Annotated in this window: 11 protein-coding genes and 1 tRNA gene; 6 read left to right on the top strand and 6 right to left on the bottom strand. The window is 66.0% G+C overall.

What is annotated here, in order from left to right:
- The first annotated feature begins 34 nt into the window (after positions 1 to 34).
- Positions 35 to 490 (top strand): helix-turn-helix domain-containing protein, encoded by a 456-nt coding sequence (locus tag ACOOHP_RS15970; RefSeq protein ID WP_420467476.1) that lies wholly within the window; start codon positions 35 to 37, stop codon positions 488 to 490.
- Here the strand turns inward: ACOOHP_RS15970 and ACOOHP_RS15965 are convergent.
- Positions 487 to 2829, bottom strand: coding sequence for an ATP-dependent DNA helicase (locus ACOOHP_RS15965; protein WP_420467475.1), 2343 nt, complete (start codon positions 2827 to 2829; stop codon positions 487 to 489). The genes ACOOHP_RS15970 and ACOOHP_RS15965 overlap by 4 nt on opposite strands.
- Positions 2830 to 3026: 197 nt before the next feature.
- Here ACOOHP_RS15965 and ACOOHP_RS15960 point away from each other — a divergent pair, with 197 nt between their 5' ends.
- The gene (locus ACOOHP_RS15960; protein ID WP_420467474.1) at positions 3027 to 3806 is read left to right on the top strand and encodes an SDR family NAD(P)-dependent oxidoreductase; all 780 of its coding nucleotides are present in this window, start codon (positions 3027 to 3029) and stop codon (positions 3804 to 3806) included.
- Positions 3807 to 3839: 33 nt separating this feature from the next.
- On the opposite strand, the gene mdeB is transcribed toward ACOOHP_RS15960, so the two are convergent.
- Entirely contained in the window at positions 3840 to 6533 is a 2694-nt protein-coding gene (gene mdeB / locus ACOOHP_RS15955; protein WP_420467473.1) for an alpha-ketoglutarate dehydrogenase, read from the bottom strand.
- A gap of 117 nt (positions 6534 to 6650) precedes the next feature.
- Between mdeB and ACOOHP_RS15950 the strand changes: the two genes are divergently transcribed.
- Together ACOOHP_RS15950 and ACOOHP_RS15945 are read left to right on the top strand one after the other, a co-directional pair.
- Complete coding sequence (locus ACOOHP_RS15950) at positions 6651 to 7136, top strand: Lrp/AsnC family transcriptional regulator (protein ID WP_420467472.1); 486 nt, start codon at positions 6651 to 6653, stop codon at positions 7134 to 7136.
- Between the two features lie 197 nt (positions 7137 to 7333).
- A complete protein-coding gene (locus ACOOHP_RS15945) occupies positions 7334 to 7738 on the top strand; it encodes a septal ring lytic transglycosylase RlpA family protein (protein ID WP_420467471.1) in 405 nt (134 codons plus the stop codon).
- A 47-nt stretch (positions 7739 to 7785) separates the two neighbouring features.
- On the opposite strand, the gene ACOOHP_RS15940 is transcribed toward ACOOHP_RS15945, so the two are convergent.
- Positions 7786 to 8796, bottom strand: a complete 1011-nt coding sequence (locus ACOOHP_RS15940) for an AraC family transcriptional regulator ligand-binding domain-containing protein (protein WP_420467470.1) — start codon at positions 8794 to 8796, stop codon at positions 7786 to 7788.
- A 128-nt stretch (positions 8797 to 8924) separates the two neighbouring features.
- On the opposite strand from ACOOHP_RS15940, the gene ACOOHP_RS15935 reads away from it, so the two are divergent.
- Positions 8925 to 11510 (top strand): flavin-containing monooxygenase, encoded by a 2586-nt coding sequence (locus tag ACOOHP_RS15935; protein WP_420467469.1) that lies wholly within the window; start codon positions 8925 to 8927, stop codon positions 11508 to 11510.
- A 42-nt stretch (positions 11511 to 11552) separates the two neighbouring features.
- Here the strand turns inward: ACOOHP_RS15935 and ACOOHP_RS15930 are convergent, their stop codons facing one another.
- The 3 genes from ACOOHP_RS15930 to ACOOHP_RS15920 form a co-directional block, all read right to left on the bottom strand.
- On the bottom strand, positions 11553 to 12902 hold the full coding sequence (locus ACOOHP_RS15930) for an NAD(P)/FAD-dependent oxidoreductase (RefSeq protein WP_420467468.1): 1350 nt from the start codon (positions 12900 to 12902) through the stop codon (positions 11553 to 11555).
- Between the two features lie 37 nt (positions 12903 to 12939).
- Positions 12940 to 13419: a styrene-oxide isomerase StyC gene (gene styC / locus ACOOHP_RS15925; protein ID WP_420467467.1), complete on the bottom strand. Its 480-nt coding sequence runs from the start codon at positions 13417 to 13419 to the stop codon at positions 12940 to 12942.
- 306 nt (positions 13420 to 13725) lie between these two features.
- Positions 13726 to 13802 (bottom strand) — tRNA-Arg (locus ACOOHP_RS15920).
- Positions 13803 to 14007: 205 nt separating this feature from the next.
- Between ACOOHP_RS15920 and ACOOHP_RS15915 the strand changes: the two genes are divergently transcribed.
- Positions 14008 to 14487 (top strand): c-type cytochrome, encoded by a 480-nt coding sequence (locus ACOOHP_RS15915; RefSeq protein WP_420467466.1) that lies wholly within the window; start codon positions 14008 to 14010, stop codon positions 14485 to 14487.
- Positions 14488 to 14743: the final 256 nt, after the last annotated feature.

The following is a 14743-nucleotide window of genomic DNA, read 5'->3' as shown; positions in this document are numbered from 1 at the left end:
AATGGCGGTTCTTCCTTAGTCGAAAAGAGAGAATATGGCCAGTCTGGATGCATTACTGAAAAGCGAAATCACGCGCCTTGCGCGCAAGGCCGCACGCGAGCACCTCGACCCTGTGCGCAGCGTCACGTCGTCTCAACGCAAGCAGATTGCCGCACTGAAACGACAGGTCGCGCAGCTCGAAAAGGAAGTCAAACGACTGGGTAGCGGCAGCCGCCGCAGCGCCCGCGAAGAACCCGGGACCGACGAAGCCGGCAGCGCACCCCGATTCCAGGCGCGCGGATTGCGTTCGCTGCGTGCCAAGCTGGGTCTGAGTGCCCATGATTTCGGGCGCCTGGTGGGTGTCAGCGGTCAGTCGATCTATCACTGGGAACAGGAGAAATCGCAGCCGCGCAAGGCGCAGGTCGCATCGCTTGCCGCGATTCGGCTCATCGGCAAACGCGAGGCCATGAAGCGACTGCGGGCGATGGAATCGGCCGAGACCGCGGCTTAGAGCCTATCCGTTACGGGTGGCGACGCACGTGCTGCCCGCGGGCTGGGCAGGGCTGCATTGTGCACGCCCCACCATGCGGGCAGCAGGCGCCTGATCCTGGTTTGCGTATAGCGATCGTCGATCAGAAAGATCGTGCCGCGGTCCTGCGGCGTGCGAATGACGCGCCCGGTGGCCTGCACGACTTTCTGCAGGCCAGGGTAGAGATAGGTGTAGTCGTAGCCGAACTGCGCGCCGAACAGGTGGTCGAGGCGTGCCCTGAACTGCTCGTTGACGGCGTTGAACTGCGGCAGGCCCAGGGTGGCGACGAAGGCCCCGATCAGGCGATCGCCGCGCAGATCGATGCCCTCGGCGAATGCACCGCCAAGGACGGCGAATCCGATGCCGCGCCCCCCTTCGGCAAAGCGCTCCAGAAACGCACCGCGCTGCAATTCCGGCATGGCACGCGTCTGGCTCCAGTGCGGGATGTCCGTATGCGCAGCAGCAAACTGCGTAGCGACGTTCTGCAGATAATCGAAGCTGCTCAGAAAAGCCAGATAGTTGCCCGGCATCTGCCGATACTGCTGCGCGATCAGATCGGCGATGGGGGCCACCGATTCCGCACGATCGGCATAGCGGGTAGACACCCTCGATACCACTCGCACATCCAGTTGCGCGGCTGCGAAGGGCGAGGCAACGTCGAGCTCGAGCGTCAGCTCCGGCAGGCCCAGCATCTGCCGATAGAAACCGGCCGGCATCAGGGTGGCGGAAAACAACACCGCACTATGTGCCAGGCGCAGACGCTCGGACAGAAACGGCGCCGGCACCACGTTGCGCAGGCACAGGCGCGAACGCGGTTTGGCCGAGCGCGTGTCGGACAGGCTGACGTCGAAGAGCGAATGGGCGGCGAAGAGGTCCGCCAGGGCCCGCCAGTGCAAGCAGTCGAAGTAGAAGGCCTGCAGTTCCGGCGCGATGCTGTCGGGCTGCTCGCTGAGCAGGTCGGTGACTGCGCTGGCGAATTTGCCCAGTGCGTCCAGAAAGCGCTCCGGTAATTGCTCGTAGACCTGGTATTCGATCTGCTGATCGACGTGCACGCGATTCCATTCGCGGTTCAGCAGGTCCAGCGCGCGCTTGAGCGGACGCGGCGCCAGCGGTCTGATCCGCAACAGCGCCTGTTGATCCAGCTCTGCGGTGTACATGCCACGGCCGCGATCGAGCAGGTTGTGCGCCTCGTCCACCAGCAGCGCCACCTTCCAGCCGTTGGCGACGCTGAGCGCATGCAGCAGCGCGCTGAGATCGAAGTAGTAGTTGACGTCGCCCACGATCAGATCGCACCAGCGCGCCATTTCCTGGCTCAGGTAATAGGGGCAGACCGCATGGGTGTGCGCGATCCGTCGCAGCGCCGCCTGATCGAGCTGCGCGACCTGCATGGCGGCCGCACGCGCATCGCTCAGGCGATCGTAGAAACCCTTGGCCAGCGGACAGGAACCGCCGTGACAAGCCTTGTCCGGGTGTTCGCAGGCTTTCTCGCGTGCGGTCAGCTCCAGCAACCGCAACGGCCGCTCCGGCGCCGATGGCAGCAGCTGTTCCATCGCGTCCAGCGCCAGGCGCCGGCCCGAGGTCTTGGCGGTGAGATAGAACACGCGATCGATATCGCCACGCGCACAGGCCTTGAGCGCGGGAAAAAGAGTACCCAAGGTCTTGCCGATCCCGGTCGGCGCCTGCGCCATCAAGCGGCCGCCGTCGCGGGCCGTCCGGTAGACCGCTTCGGCCAGGCTGCGCTGGCCGGCGTGGAACTTCGCGTAGGGGAACCTCAGTTGATCCATTGCGGCGTTGCGGCGCAGCCGATGCGCGCGTTGCTGCAAGGCCCAGGCCAGAAAGCGACGGCAATGATCTTCGAAGAACGCGCGCAACTCGTCGGCAGCGAACACGGCGCCGGTCGGCGTTTCGCGTTCACGCACCACATCGAAGTACACCAGGGTCAGACGCACCTGCGGCAGTTCGCGCTCCTGGCACAGCATGGCGCCGTACATCTTGAGCTGAGCCCAGTGCAAGGCCCGATGATTGTCGGGAATGCGCTCCACCGCGCCGCGATGGGTCTTGATCTCCTCGATCTCGGGCGGCTCGGCGCGGTAGCCGTCGGCACGGCCGCGCACGCGCAGCAGCTCGAAGGTTTCGGTCAGCACGCGCTCGCGCTCGTAGCCTGCGCCGCGACGCGACGTCACCTTGTAATGCCCATTGATACCTTCGAGCGCAGTCGGCGCGGGGGTGAAGCGCAGATCCAGATCGCCGGCCTTGGCGGTGAACTCGCACAGCTCGCGCACCGACACCGAATACAGGACGCAGGTTGCTTCGGTACTCATGCGCGCGGCCGCTCCGCAGGCGGCCTGCGCCGCTTCCGGGCATGGCGGGTATCGATGAGCGCATTCACGGCGCAAGTGTAGGCTGTCGCTTCGAAAGCGGCGTGGCGCCGGTTGCCTGCGCTGACGGACGTGGCCAAGATGAAGCCTGGACACCGTCGCTGCAGCGGCACCACGACTCCTGGACCTGGGCGCAACTCATGAACATGAACGACAAGGTGGTGGTGATCACAGGCACCGGCACCGGCGTCGGCCGCGCCTGCATGCAGATCTTTGCGGCCCGCGGCGCGCAGGTGGTCGGCGCCGGACGCACGGCCGCGACGCTGGCGGAAAGTGCGCAGCAGGTGGTCGACCACGGCGGCGATGCACGCGTGGTGCAGGCGGACGTATCGCAGGAGGCCGGTGCCGAAGCGGTCATCGCCGACGCCCTGCAGACACATGGCCGTATCGATGCGCTGATCCACGCGGCCGGCGTTGGCTACAGCTGGACCGACCACAGACCCGAATCGATGAACGACGCCATGAGCACGCCGCCGACACAGTGGCGCGAGGTGATCGACATCAATCTCAACAGCTACTACCTGATGGTCCGCGCGGTGCTACCGCACATGATCGCGGCGGGCGGCGGCGCCATCGTCGCGGTGGCCAGCATCTCCGGCCAGCTCGGCCTGCCGGCAGCGCATGCCTACACCGCGGCCAAGGCCGGCATGATCAACCTCACGCGTTCGCTGTGCGTACGCCACGCCCGCGACGGTATCCGTGCCAATTGCGTGGCGCCGGGCTTCATTGCCACCCCGATGGTGGCCTCGCTGTTGCCGCTGTTCGACGACCCGGCCACCGCCGAACAACTGTCGCCCATGCGCCGGCCGGGCACGCCGGAAGAAATGGCCAAGGGCTGCCTGTACCTGGCCTCCGACGATGCGTCTTATTGCAACGGCACCGTGCTGGTGATCGACGGTGGGACCTCCGCGCGACAGTAGCGGTTGGGCAAGCTCGCGCACACGGCACGCCGATCAGCTGTCCCATGGTGCCGGGGCACCCGCGCGGATCGAGTAGCGCGCGATGGCCTGCTCGCACAGGGTCGCGTCGACACACCCCTGCCGGGCGAGCGCACTGAGCGCGGCGAGCACGACGTGATGACGATCCACTTCGAAGAAGCTGCGAAGGGCGCTGCGCGTGTCGCTGCGGCCGAAGCCGTCGGTACCCAGCGCGGTGTACGGCGGCTCGATGTAGGAGGCGATCAGTTGCGGCAGCGCGCGCAGATAGTCGGTTGCGGCGATGACCGGCGCGCCCTGCGGCAGGCAGCGAGCGACATGGCTCTGGCGCGGCGCCTCGCCCGGATGCAGACGATTCCAGCGCTCCACTTCGCGCGCCTCGCGCGCCAGTTCGGTGAAGCTGGTGGCGCTCCAGATTTCTGCGTCGATGTTCCAGTCCTGCGCCAGCAGTTCGGACGCGGCGATCACTTCCAAAAGGATCGCGCCGGAACCGAGCAAGCGCACCTGGCCCTCGGACTTCGCGGCGCTGGTGCCGGCATAGCGATACAAGCCCTTGATGAGATCGGCCGCCACACCAGCCGGCAGCGAGGGCTGCGCGTAGTTCTCGTTCATCAGGGTGACGTAGTAGAAGACGTCCTCCTGACGCTCCAGCATCGCGCGCATGCCGTGATCGAGAATCACCGCGAGCTCGCCGGCAAAGGCGGGATCGTAGGCGCGGCAGTTCGGGATGGTCGCGGCCATCAGATGGCTGTGACCGTCCTGGTGCTGCAGGCCCTCGCCGCCCAGCGTCGTGCGGCCCGCGGTGGCGCCGAGCAGGAAGCCACGCGCGCGCTGATCGGCCGCGGCCCAGATCAGATCGCCGATGCGCTGAAAGCCGAACATCGAGTAGTAGATGTAGAACGGCAGCATGGCCAGGCCATGCGCGGAATAGCTCGTCGCTGCCGCAACCCAGGAGCTGACCGCACCGGCCTCGCTGATGCCTTCTTCCAGAATCTGGCCGTCTAGCGCCTCGCGATAACTCAGGATCGATCCGATGTCTTCCGGCTCGTAGCACTGGCCTTTGCTCGAATAGATGCCGATCTGCTTGAACAGATTGGCCATGCCGAAGGTGCGCGCCTCGTCCGCAACGATGGGCACCACGCGCTTGCCCAAGGCCTCGTCGCGCAGCAGGCCGCCAAGCATGCGCACGAAGGCCATGGTCGTGGACATTTCCTTGCCTTCGGCTTGCAGCGCAAAGCCGGCGTAGCCTTGCATCGCAGGTACAGCGACAGACGCAGCGGCGCTGCGACGCGAAGGCACGTGACCTCCAAGCGCGCTGCGACGTGCCTGCAGGTAGCGCATCTCGGCGCTGTTCTCTTCAGGCCGGTAGAAGCTCAGGCTTTCGGTCTGCGCGTCGCTCAGCGGCAGATTGAAGCGATTGCGAAAGGCAATGAGCGCATCGCGATCCAGCTTCTTCTGCTGGTGCGTGGTCATCTTGCCCTGGCCGGCCTCGCCCATGCCGAAGCCTTTCTTGGTCTGCGCAAGCACCACGCTGGGCTTGTGTTTGCACTGCACCGCCGCGGTATAGGCGGCATGGATCTTCACCAGGTCGTGACCGCCGCGCTTGAGGCGATCGATCTGATCGTCGGTGAGGCCCTGCGCGAGCGCGGCCAGTTCGGGGTTCTGGCCGAAGAAGTGGTCGCGGTTGTAGCGGCCATCCTTGGCGGCAAAGGTCTGGAACTGGCCGTCCACGGTCTGCGCGAAGGCATTGATCAATGCTCCTTCGCGATCGCGTGCAAACAGGCCGTCCCAGTCCGAACCCCAGACCAGCTTGATCACGTTCCAGCCGGCGCCGCTGAACAGCGCTTCGAGCTCGTCGATGATGCGGCCGTTGCCGCGCACCGGACCGTCAAGGCGCTGCAGATTGCAGTTGACCACCCACACCAGATTATCGAGTCCTTCGCGCGCGGCGAGCGTGAGCGCGGACATGCTCTCGGGTTCGTCCATCTCGCCGTCACCGAACACGCCCCAGACTCTGCGCTCGGCGGTGTCGAGCAGGCCGCGATGGTTCAGATAGCGCATGAAGCGCGCTTGGTAGATGGAGCTGATCGGCCCGATGCCCATCGAACCCGTGGGGAACTGCCAGAAGTCCGGCATCAGCCAGGGATGCGGATAACTGGACAGGCCGCGCATGCCGTTGCGCTTTGCGGTGATCTCCTGACGGTAGTGCGAAAGATCGGTTTCGCTCAAACGTCCTTCGAGGAACGCGCGCGCGTACACACCGGGCGCGGAGTGCGGCTGGTAGAACACCACGTCGCCGCCGAAGTCGGGGGTGGCGGCCCGGAAGAAATGATTGAAGCCCACCTCGAACAGATCGGCGGCGCTGGCATAGCTCGCGATATGGCCGCCGAGCTCGCCGTATGCCGCGTTGGCGCGCGCCACCATCGCCAGCGCGTTCCAGCGCATGATCGAGGCCAGACGCTCCTCGATCGCCAGATCGCCCGGAAACACCGGCTGCTGCTGTACCGGCACCGTGTTGACATAGGGGGTGCCGTGCTGCGGCTGCCAGCCAATAGCCGGGTCTCTGGCGATGCGCGTCAGCAGGTCCAGAATTTCCTGCGCTCGTGCGCGCCCCGAATTCGCCACCAGCGACGTCAACGCGGCAGACCACTCCTCGTTTTCAAGCGCGGCTTCGCCAGCAGGGATCGGGTTGGTCAATTCGTGGGTCTTCATGGCGGCTCCAGACCCGGATGATCGTAGAGCGAAACCCGCCGCATTTCTGATCGAACTGTCGCCGAAAACGCCGGAATCGCAGCACATCGTGCCGGCCGTATACACTTTCTCAGCACGATGAAACTCGACGCTATCGATCTGCGAATTCTGCGCGCCCTGCAGGCCGACGCCAGCCTGTCCAATGTGGCACTGGCCCGGCGCGTGTGCCTGTCGCCCTCGCCCTGCCTGGCGCGGGTCAAGGCGCTGGAGGCTGCCGGTCTGATCCGCCAGTACGTCGCGCTGCTGGACCCGGCTCAGCTGGGCCTGCTGCTCAACGTCTTCGTGTTCATCAGCCTCAAGGACCAGAGCCGACCGTCGCTGCAGGCGTTCGAAGACCGCATCGGTGCGCGCGAGGAAGTGATGGAGTGCTACCTGATGACCGGCGACGCCGATTACCTGATCCGGGTGGCCGTGGCGGACATGGCGGCGCTGGAACGCTTCATCATCGAAGAACTGTCGCCGATGCCGGAGGTTGAGAAGATCCGCTCCAGCTTTGCGCTCAAGCAGGTGCGCTACAAGACCGCGCTGCCGCTGCACGCGGCCGATGGCGCCGCCAGCCGGTAGGACTGAAGGGACAAGGGATGCCTCGCGTACCGGGCCGCGCTACCATCTCGGCCCCTCGAGCGTGCACCCTCGTGCTTGCGCAGCCCATCCCGTCGTCATCTCGCCACCTGGCCATGACCCCCGACGCACCCGCGAGCGGTCACCGCGCGCTGCAGAATGCAACCCTTGTTCAGGCTTGCACGTCGCACCGGAGCCGCTTGGCGGTTACCGCCCCGGTGGCCCTGTGCCGGGTACTGGCCTGCCTGTTGCTGGCCGCACTGCTCGGCGCTTGCGCAAGCCGCGCAGCGCAAGGTGGCGACGCCTCCGCGGCGGGTGGTCAGGACGGTGTGGCCTCGTACTACAGCGACCGCCACCACGGCGGCAAGACCGCCAGCGGCGAGCGTTATGACCGCGATGCGATGACTGCAGCGCATCGCAGTCTGCCTTTCGGCACCCGGGTGAGGGTGCGCGACCTGGAAAGCGGTCGCGAGGTCACCGTTCGCATCAACGACCGCGGACCCTTCGTCAAGGGCCGCATCATCGACTTGTCGCGCGCCGCCGCCGAGCAGCTGCATCTGATCGAGCGTGGCGTCGCCAAGGTCCGCGTCACCCCGTTGGACTGAAGTCGCAGTGCCGCGGCCGGCGGCCCGCAGGCGCACCAAGCGCCGGCTCAGGACTTCGCGGCGCGGAAATGCCGCATCGTCCTGCCCTGCCAGCGCCGGAACGAACGGCTCAGCGAGGTGACATCGCCGTAGCCCAGGATCTCGGCGATCCGCCCCGCCGGCAGATCCGAGTGCCGCAGATACTTCGACGCCAGGTCTGCGCGCACCGCATCGCGGATCGCTGCAAAGGTTTCGCCGTGACGCTTGAGCCGGATCTGCAGCGTCCGCGGTCCGACCCCCATCGCCTGGCTCACGTCGCGCAGCGAGCACGGTGCATACGGCATCAACCCGCGGATCACCGCCTCAACCTGCCGGCCGATCGCTTTCTCCGATGTACGTTCTTCGAGTTCCACGACGCGGCTCGCCAGCGCGCGCGCCGCCGATTGGCGTCCGCGTAGGGGTTGTTCGACGGTGTCGCGGTCGAGCAGCAGCCCTGTCCATGCCTGGTTGAAGCGGGGATCGCGGCCGAACATCGCGCGATACAACTTCAGGCTGCCGGGCGGACGGGCGTGGGTGAACAGCACTGCCGCCGGCGCCCACTGCGCACCCAGGTGCGTCCGGATCTCCTGGGTAAACACCGAGAGCGCGAACTCCAGCATCTGCACATGGCTCTGGATCGAGGTGGCGGCCATGTTCCAGCTCAAGAGCAGGCCGCCGCCGTCCTGCGGACGCGCGGTGACCACGGCGACGTCGCTGAATACATCGAAGTTGTGAGCGAAGGCCTCGCACATCTGACCGACCGTGCGTGCATTGCGCAGCAGAATCCACAGCGGTCCGATGATCGCGGCCAGCCGTGCATGGGTGGACAGCGACAAGCCCCAGGTGCGATCGCCGCACTCCTGCGCTGCGAACTCGAACGCTCTGAGCACCGCTGTCCCGCTGACCAGCAGGCCGGGGTCCGTAAAGGCGCGCAATGGAAGACCTGCCCGGCGTGCAACGACCGCGGGCCGCGCTCCGCGGGCGCGGATCAGCGCGGCGCTGCCGTCGAGAATGCTGCTGCGAATCAGCAGGCCGGCCATGGCTGATCGTCGAGGTTGCCAACACGTTTCATGATTCGCGTTATGCCATATCGCTTTCGCTCATTGCCAACTCGCATGTCCGTGCCCGGCGCATACTGCAATCACAGAACGATTACGAGGAGAAGACCATGTCGCAGCATGTCGATGTCATCATGGTGGGCGCCGGCTTTGCGGGCCTGTATGCAGTGCACAAGCTGCGCGACGAGCTGGGCCTGAACGTACTGGGCATCGACGCGGCTGGCGGACCCGGCGGCACCTGGTGGTGGAATCGATATCCTGGCGCGCGCTGCGACATCGAGTCCATCCACTATTCGTATTCGTTCTCCGACGAGATCCAGCGCGAGTGGCGCTGGTCCGAACGCTACGCGGCGCAGCCGGAAATCCTGCGCTACCTGGAGTTCGTGGCCGACAAGCTCGACGTCCGCAAGGCCTTCCTGTACTCGACCCGCGTGGTCTCCATGGTGTGGAACGAAGACCAGGCGCGTTGGCACGTCACCACCGACCAGGGCGACACCCACACCGCGCGCTTCGTGATTGCCGGAACCGGCAACGTCACGGTGCCGAAGTCCCGCGCCGAATTCCCCGGCATCGATCGCTTCAAGGGACCGGTGTACGGCACCAGCCGCTGGCCGCATGAGGGCGTGGACTTTTCCGGCCTGCGCGTCGGCGTGATCGGCACCGGCTCCACAGCCGTGCAGATCATTCCGGAGATCGCCGGGCAGGCCGCGCAGGTCACCGTGTTCCAGCGAACCCCCAATTACGCCGTGCCCGGCAACAATCACAAGGTGGCGCCCGAGCGGCAGCAGTGGAACGCCGAGAACTGGCAGCAGTTGCGCGCCAAGACGCGCGAACGATTCATGGGCGTGCCGTATCAGAACCCGGAGCCCAGCGCGCTGGCAGTGAGCGCCGAACAGCGCCGCGCCCGCTACGACGAACTCTGGAACAAGGGTGGCTTCGAATTCCTGGTGTCGAGCTACGGCGATCTGCTGCTCGACGAAAAGGCGAACCAGACCGTTGCCGACTACGTGCGCGAACGCATTCGCGAGCAGGTCAAGGATCCCAAGGTCGCCGACCTGCTGTGCCCGACCGACCACCCCTACGCCACCAAGCGGCCGGTCATCGAGAACGACTACTTCACCACCTACAACCGCGACAACGTGACGCTGGTGGACCTTCGCTCGACGCCGATCGAAGAGATCACCCCGACCGGCATCCGCACCGGCGGCGTGGAGCACGAGCTCGACGCCATCGTGCTGGCGGTCGGCTTCGATGCCATCAGCGGCGCCCTGCTGAACATGGGCATCGTCGGGCGCGACGGCGTCAAACTGGCGGATCGCTGGGCCCAGGGTCCGCGCACCTATCTGGGCATCGCCAGCGCCGGCTTCCCCAACTTCTTCTACATCACCGGCCCCACCAGCGGCGTGATCCTGTACAACAACCCGCTCGCCATCGAGGATCACGTCGACTTCGCCACCGCCGCAATCCGGCACGTGGTCGATACCGGGGTCGCCACCATCGAGGCCGACGAGGCGGCCGAGCAGCTCTGGTATCGCCAGGTGGAAGGCATTCTGAATTCGACGCTGTTTCCGCGCGCGAACTCCTGGTACATGGGCGCCAACGTTCCGGGCAAGCCGCGCTCGGTGTTCATCTTCGTGGGCGGCGCGCCGCTGTACCGGGCGATGTGCTTCGAGGTGGTGGCGCGTGGCTACGCCGGCTTTCGCCTCGGCGACGCGCCGGCGTCTTCGGTCCCGCCCCTGATCCGGGTGGACTCCGGCGTGGCGCTGGTGATCGGCGCCATGCTCATGCAGGACGCCAAGCCCCTGGATCAGTGCACGCTCGAAGAGACGCGCGCCGCGGTGGAGAGCTTCAAGCTGATGCAATTGCCGGCGCCAAAGGACGTGCGTCGCATCGACACAAGCTATTCCGGACCCGGCGGCGACCGGCCGCTGCACATTCATGTGCCCGCGGGCGCAGAGGGGCCGCTACCGGTGGTGATGTACTTCCACGGCGGCGGTTTCATCGCCGGCAGTATCGAGATGTGCTCGGCGGCGTGTGCCCGCCTGGCCCACGACCTGCGCGCGATCGTGGTGGCCCCGAGCTACCGCCTCGCGCCGGAGTCGCCTTTCCCTGCTGCCACGGACGACACCTACGCCGCCCTGTGCTGGACCGCGGAGAACATCGAGCGTTTCGGCGGCGACCCCGAGCGACTGGTGGTGATGGGCGAAAGTGCCGGCGGTCTGCTGGCCGCGGTCGCGGCGCAGCGCGCCCGGGACGAAGACGGACCGGCGCTAGCGGCGCAGGTGCTGTTGTATCCCGCCATCGACCTCGAGGCGCAGACCCGCTCGCGGGTCGAATACGCCGACGGACCGATCTTGGCGACGGCGGCCGCACAGGCCATGCTCGCGGCCTACCTGGGCGATCCGGCGAATGCGGCTTCGCCCCTGGCCTCGCCCAATCGTGCGAAGTCGCTCGCGGGGCTCCCAGCGGCGCTGGTCATCAGCGCGGAATGCGATCCGCTGCGCGACGAGGGTGAAGATTACGGTCGGGCGATGCAGGCCGCGGGCGTGCTGACCAAGGTCGTTCGGCTCTCGGGGATGGTGCACGCCGCCTACAACCTGTCAGCCCACGTACCGCGCGTGGCCGAATTCAACGAAACCATCTCTGTGTTTCTGCGGCCGCTCCTGCAGCGCGCTCAAGCGAAGGCGAGCGCGTAAACAACGCGGCGGCGGCAGCGGCGGCGGATACTCTCGGCAGAGTCAGGCCGTCGCCGTTTCTGTTGCGGTGGCGAGCATTTTCGCAACCGCAGACTCGAGCTTGGGCATCAGCCGATGCAGGCGCACGGCGCCCGCGAGGTATCGGTGCAACGTCTCGTGGTGTAGCAGGTTCAGCCGGCTGCGCCACAGCCAGAACGGCATGTGGCGGTTGGCGCTCATCAGGTTGCGGAAGCTGGCCAGCATCGTGGTCGGATGGTCGTGCGTGTACTCGGGATGCGGCACCACCTCGCAGATCGCGTTGCGTGCGATGTCGTCCAGATCCAGTAGCGCGAGCTTGGCTAGGATCGCGGCACTGAACACCTGCTGGCACATGAACACCGACTGCAGCGTGATGCGGCCGGGAGCGAATAGAGGTTGCGCAAGTTTGCGCGCGAGCCCGTTGGCGCTGCAGTCGACATGCAGTGTGCGCGTGTCGGTCGGGATGCTGCCGCGCTCCAGTTCGATCCGGTCGCTCGCGATGCGGCGCACGCGGCCCAGCCGAACGACGTCGCGGATCCGCTGCAGCGCAGCGAACTCCTCGGCGCTGATCGTGGCGCAGCGCCACTTCTCCGGCATCACCGTTGCATCCACGCGGCACAGGCTGCCGGTGCGCTCCAGGTGCAGGAAGATGTCATCCACCGTGTGTGCCTGGATCAGGCTGTCCGCGTGGCGCAGGAACTCGGCGAGCGCGATGCCCGGCTGCACCTTCTCCCGTAGCCACAGCCAGGAATCGTGAGGCGCAATCCACTGGATGCGCTCCGGGTCGACACCCGCAGCGAGCAGGAACACGATGGCGTCGGTGCCTGTCTTGCCGGCGCCGACGATCGCGTAGCGCTGCCAAGCGGACGCCATCTGCGGCAACTGGTTGGGCGGCACCAGGGCAAGGCCGGGCTCGACCTCGTACTTCGGCGGTGTCACCGAGGGGACTTCCACGTTCATGAACCCACCGTCGACGATGCGACGCCGCGCGCGCACCTCGGCGCGCGGTGCGCGATCGACCACCGACACCACGCGCCCGTCCCCCTGGTGATCACTCATCGGCAGGTAGCGCACGCGTCCACTGTCGACGAACCGTTTCATCAGCAGGTGGTAGTAGGCGACGATCTCCGCACCCGACGCCAGGTCGGTACCGCCCTGGCCGAGCCGGGTTGAGTTCACGCCATAGAACGCGGCGGGTTGGTGCAGGGCAACATAAGGGTAGGCGTCGGTCCAGTGTCCACCGGGTCGATGACGGCGATCGACGATGACCATCTTCGCATCGGGTTGCTCGCTGAAAATCACGTCCGCGAAGGCCATGCTCATCGCGCCGGCACCGACGATCAGATAATCGGTCTCGATCTCGGGAGTGCTCAAGACAGGTCCTCCTCCGGGCGCAAGGATTGACGAAGAACTAGGCGGACTCGGATTCCGAGAACCCGTGACGGATCAGGATCACCATAGCGATCATGGTGACGAACGCGAACACCAACGCCGGCGCGAATCCGAGAATGCCGGCGAGATTGGTTTCGCCGAGCCGGTTGTCGCCGAAGGTCAGCGCGCGACTCGGCGCGAACAGCGCCCCCCAGTAAAACACCGTGTTCGCATAGCCGGTGCCGACCAGCATCCAGTGCAGGCGCGAGGCGATCGGCTGCGGCAGAGCCATCGCAAGCGTCACCAACGCACCGGCGATCACCAGCAGCCCGTTGAGGATGCCGCCTACATGGGCTCGGGCCCAGGCGCGCGGATCGCCGGGAATGTCGAACTGCAGGATCGTGCCCGGAAAAATCTCGAACCCGCCGATCAGGCTCATCACCAGCCCGAATCCGGAGGCCAGAGCAATCAGGATGATGATGGCGCCATGCGCGACCATCCGCCGCTGCTGCGTTTTCATGCCGGTCTTCTCCCCTGCTGTTCTCGTTGTAGGCCCGCCGGCTTGAGCCGGTCGGTCGCGGGAACATTAGCGCAGATTGGCTGGCCGCGGCTGAGCCCTGGTCCACATCACCTTCCCGGCCCGTGGGGTGCGCCGGAGTCTCGAAAACCGCAGGTCGCAGACCTGTCTCAAATGTCCGTCAGTGCTTACCAGGAACGTTGCGCCCAAAATCGGCGCACGAGGCAATGCAATGGAGAGATTCGGGCGCAACGCCCAACAAAAAGCCCGACCTGGGCATCGCCAGATCGGGCTCGGATTCCCGATATTTGGTGCGCTCGAGACGATTCGAACGTCCGACCCCTGCCTTCGGAGGGCAGTACTCTATCCAGCTGAGCTACGAGCGCTTTGATTTATGTTTCGGCGCGAAGTGTAGCGGAACGGCACATTGGCCAGAACCAGCCTCGGATTGCCGCCTGATTGAGGTCTGGACCGATTCGTCCAGCGCGGCGTTCCGCCGGGCGGTTTGCCCGACTATAATTCCGCGCTGACTTGGACCCGGCAAGTTCGGGGCCGACCGATCCGCCTGGCCCGCGCAACAGGGAGCTTCGCTTGGAACACAAGGAACACGACAAGGTTTTCTTCGTCAATTTCGGCGCCGTGCTGGCGGCGCTGGGGGCGATATTCTTCATCTGCATCGTGGCCGCACGCATGTTGATTCCCGACCATGGTCCGGAGCCCGAAGAGACCGCCCACCTGGAGGCCCGCATCAAGCCGGTCGGCACGGTGGTGACCGATCCGGCCGCGCTGGTCAAGGTGAAAGCCGCCGCCGCGCGCGAACCCTACAGCGCCGACCAGGTGCTGGCCAACAACTGCAACGCCTGCCACGCGGCGGGCGTGCTGGAAGCGCCCAAGAACGGCGACTCCGCGGCTTGGTCGGCACGCGCAGGCGCTGCGGGCGGCTTGGACGGCCTCACCGCCTCGGCCATCAAGGGCAAGAACATGATGCCCGCGCGCGGCGGCAACCCGGACCTGAGCGATGACGAGATCAAGGCGGCGGTCAAGCTCATGCTGGAAGAAGCCGGCGTGTAGCCGCCACGCACCCTTGCTGACAAGCCAGCCCCGCGTGGCATGCCACGCGGGGTTTTTTGTGGCCGTCCAGCGACGATGCTGGCGACCATCAACCGGATTTGCCGTCGGAATCTCTGCCGGATGCGCTGTCACGGCGCGCAAGGCGCGTTTTCCGTGCGCCGCTGCCTTGCTCTGTTTTAGGGCGTGGCCTCTCTCGCACCATCTCGGTGCGTGATCGTTTCGTTTTATGTGACTGATTTCACATAAATATGTCCGA

Source organism: Panacagrimonas sp., from assembly GCF_965216805.1.
In the GTDB taxonomy this organism is placed as follows: Bacteria; Pseudomonadota; Gammaproteobacteria; order Nevskiales; family Nevskiaceae; genus Panacagrimonas.
This window is presented reverse-complemented; position numbering and strand designations above follow the sequence as displayed.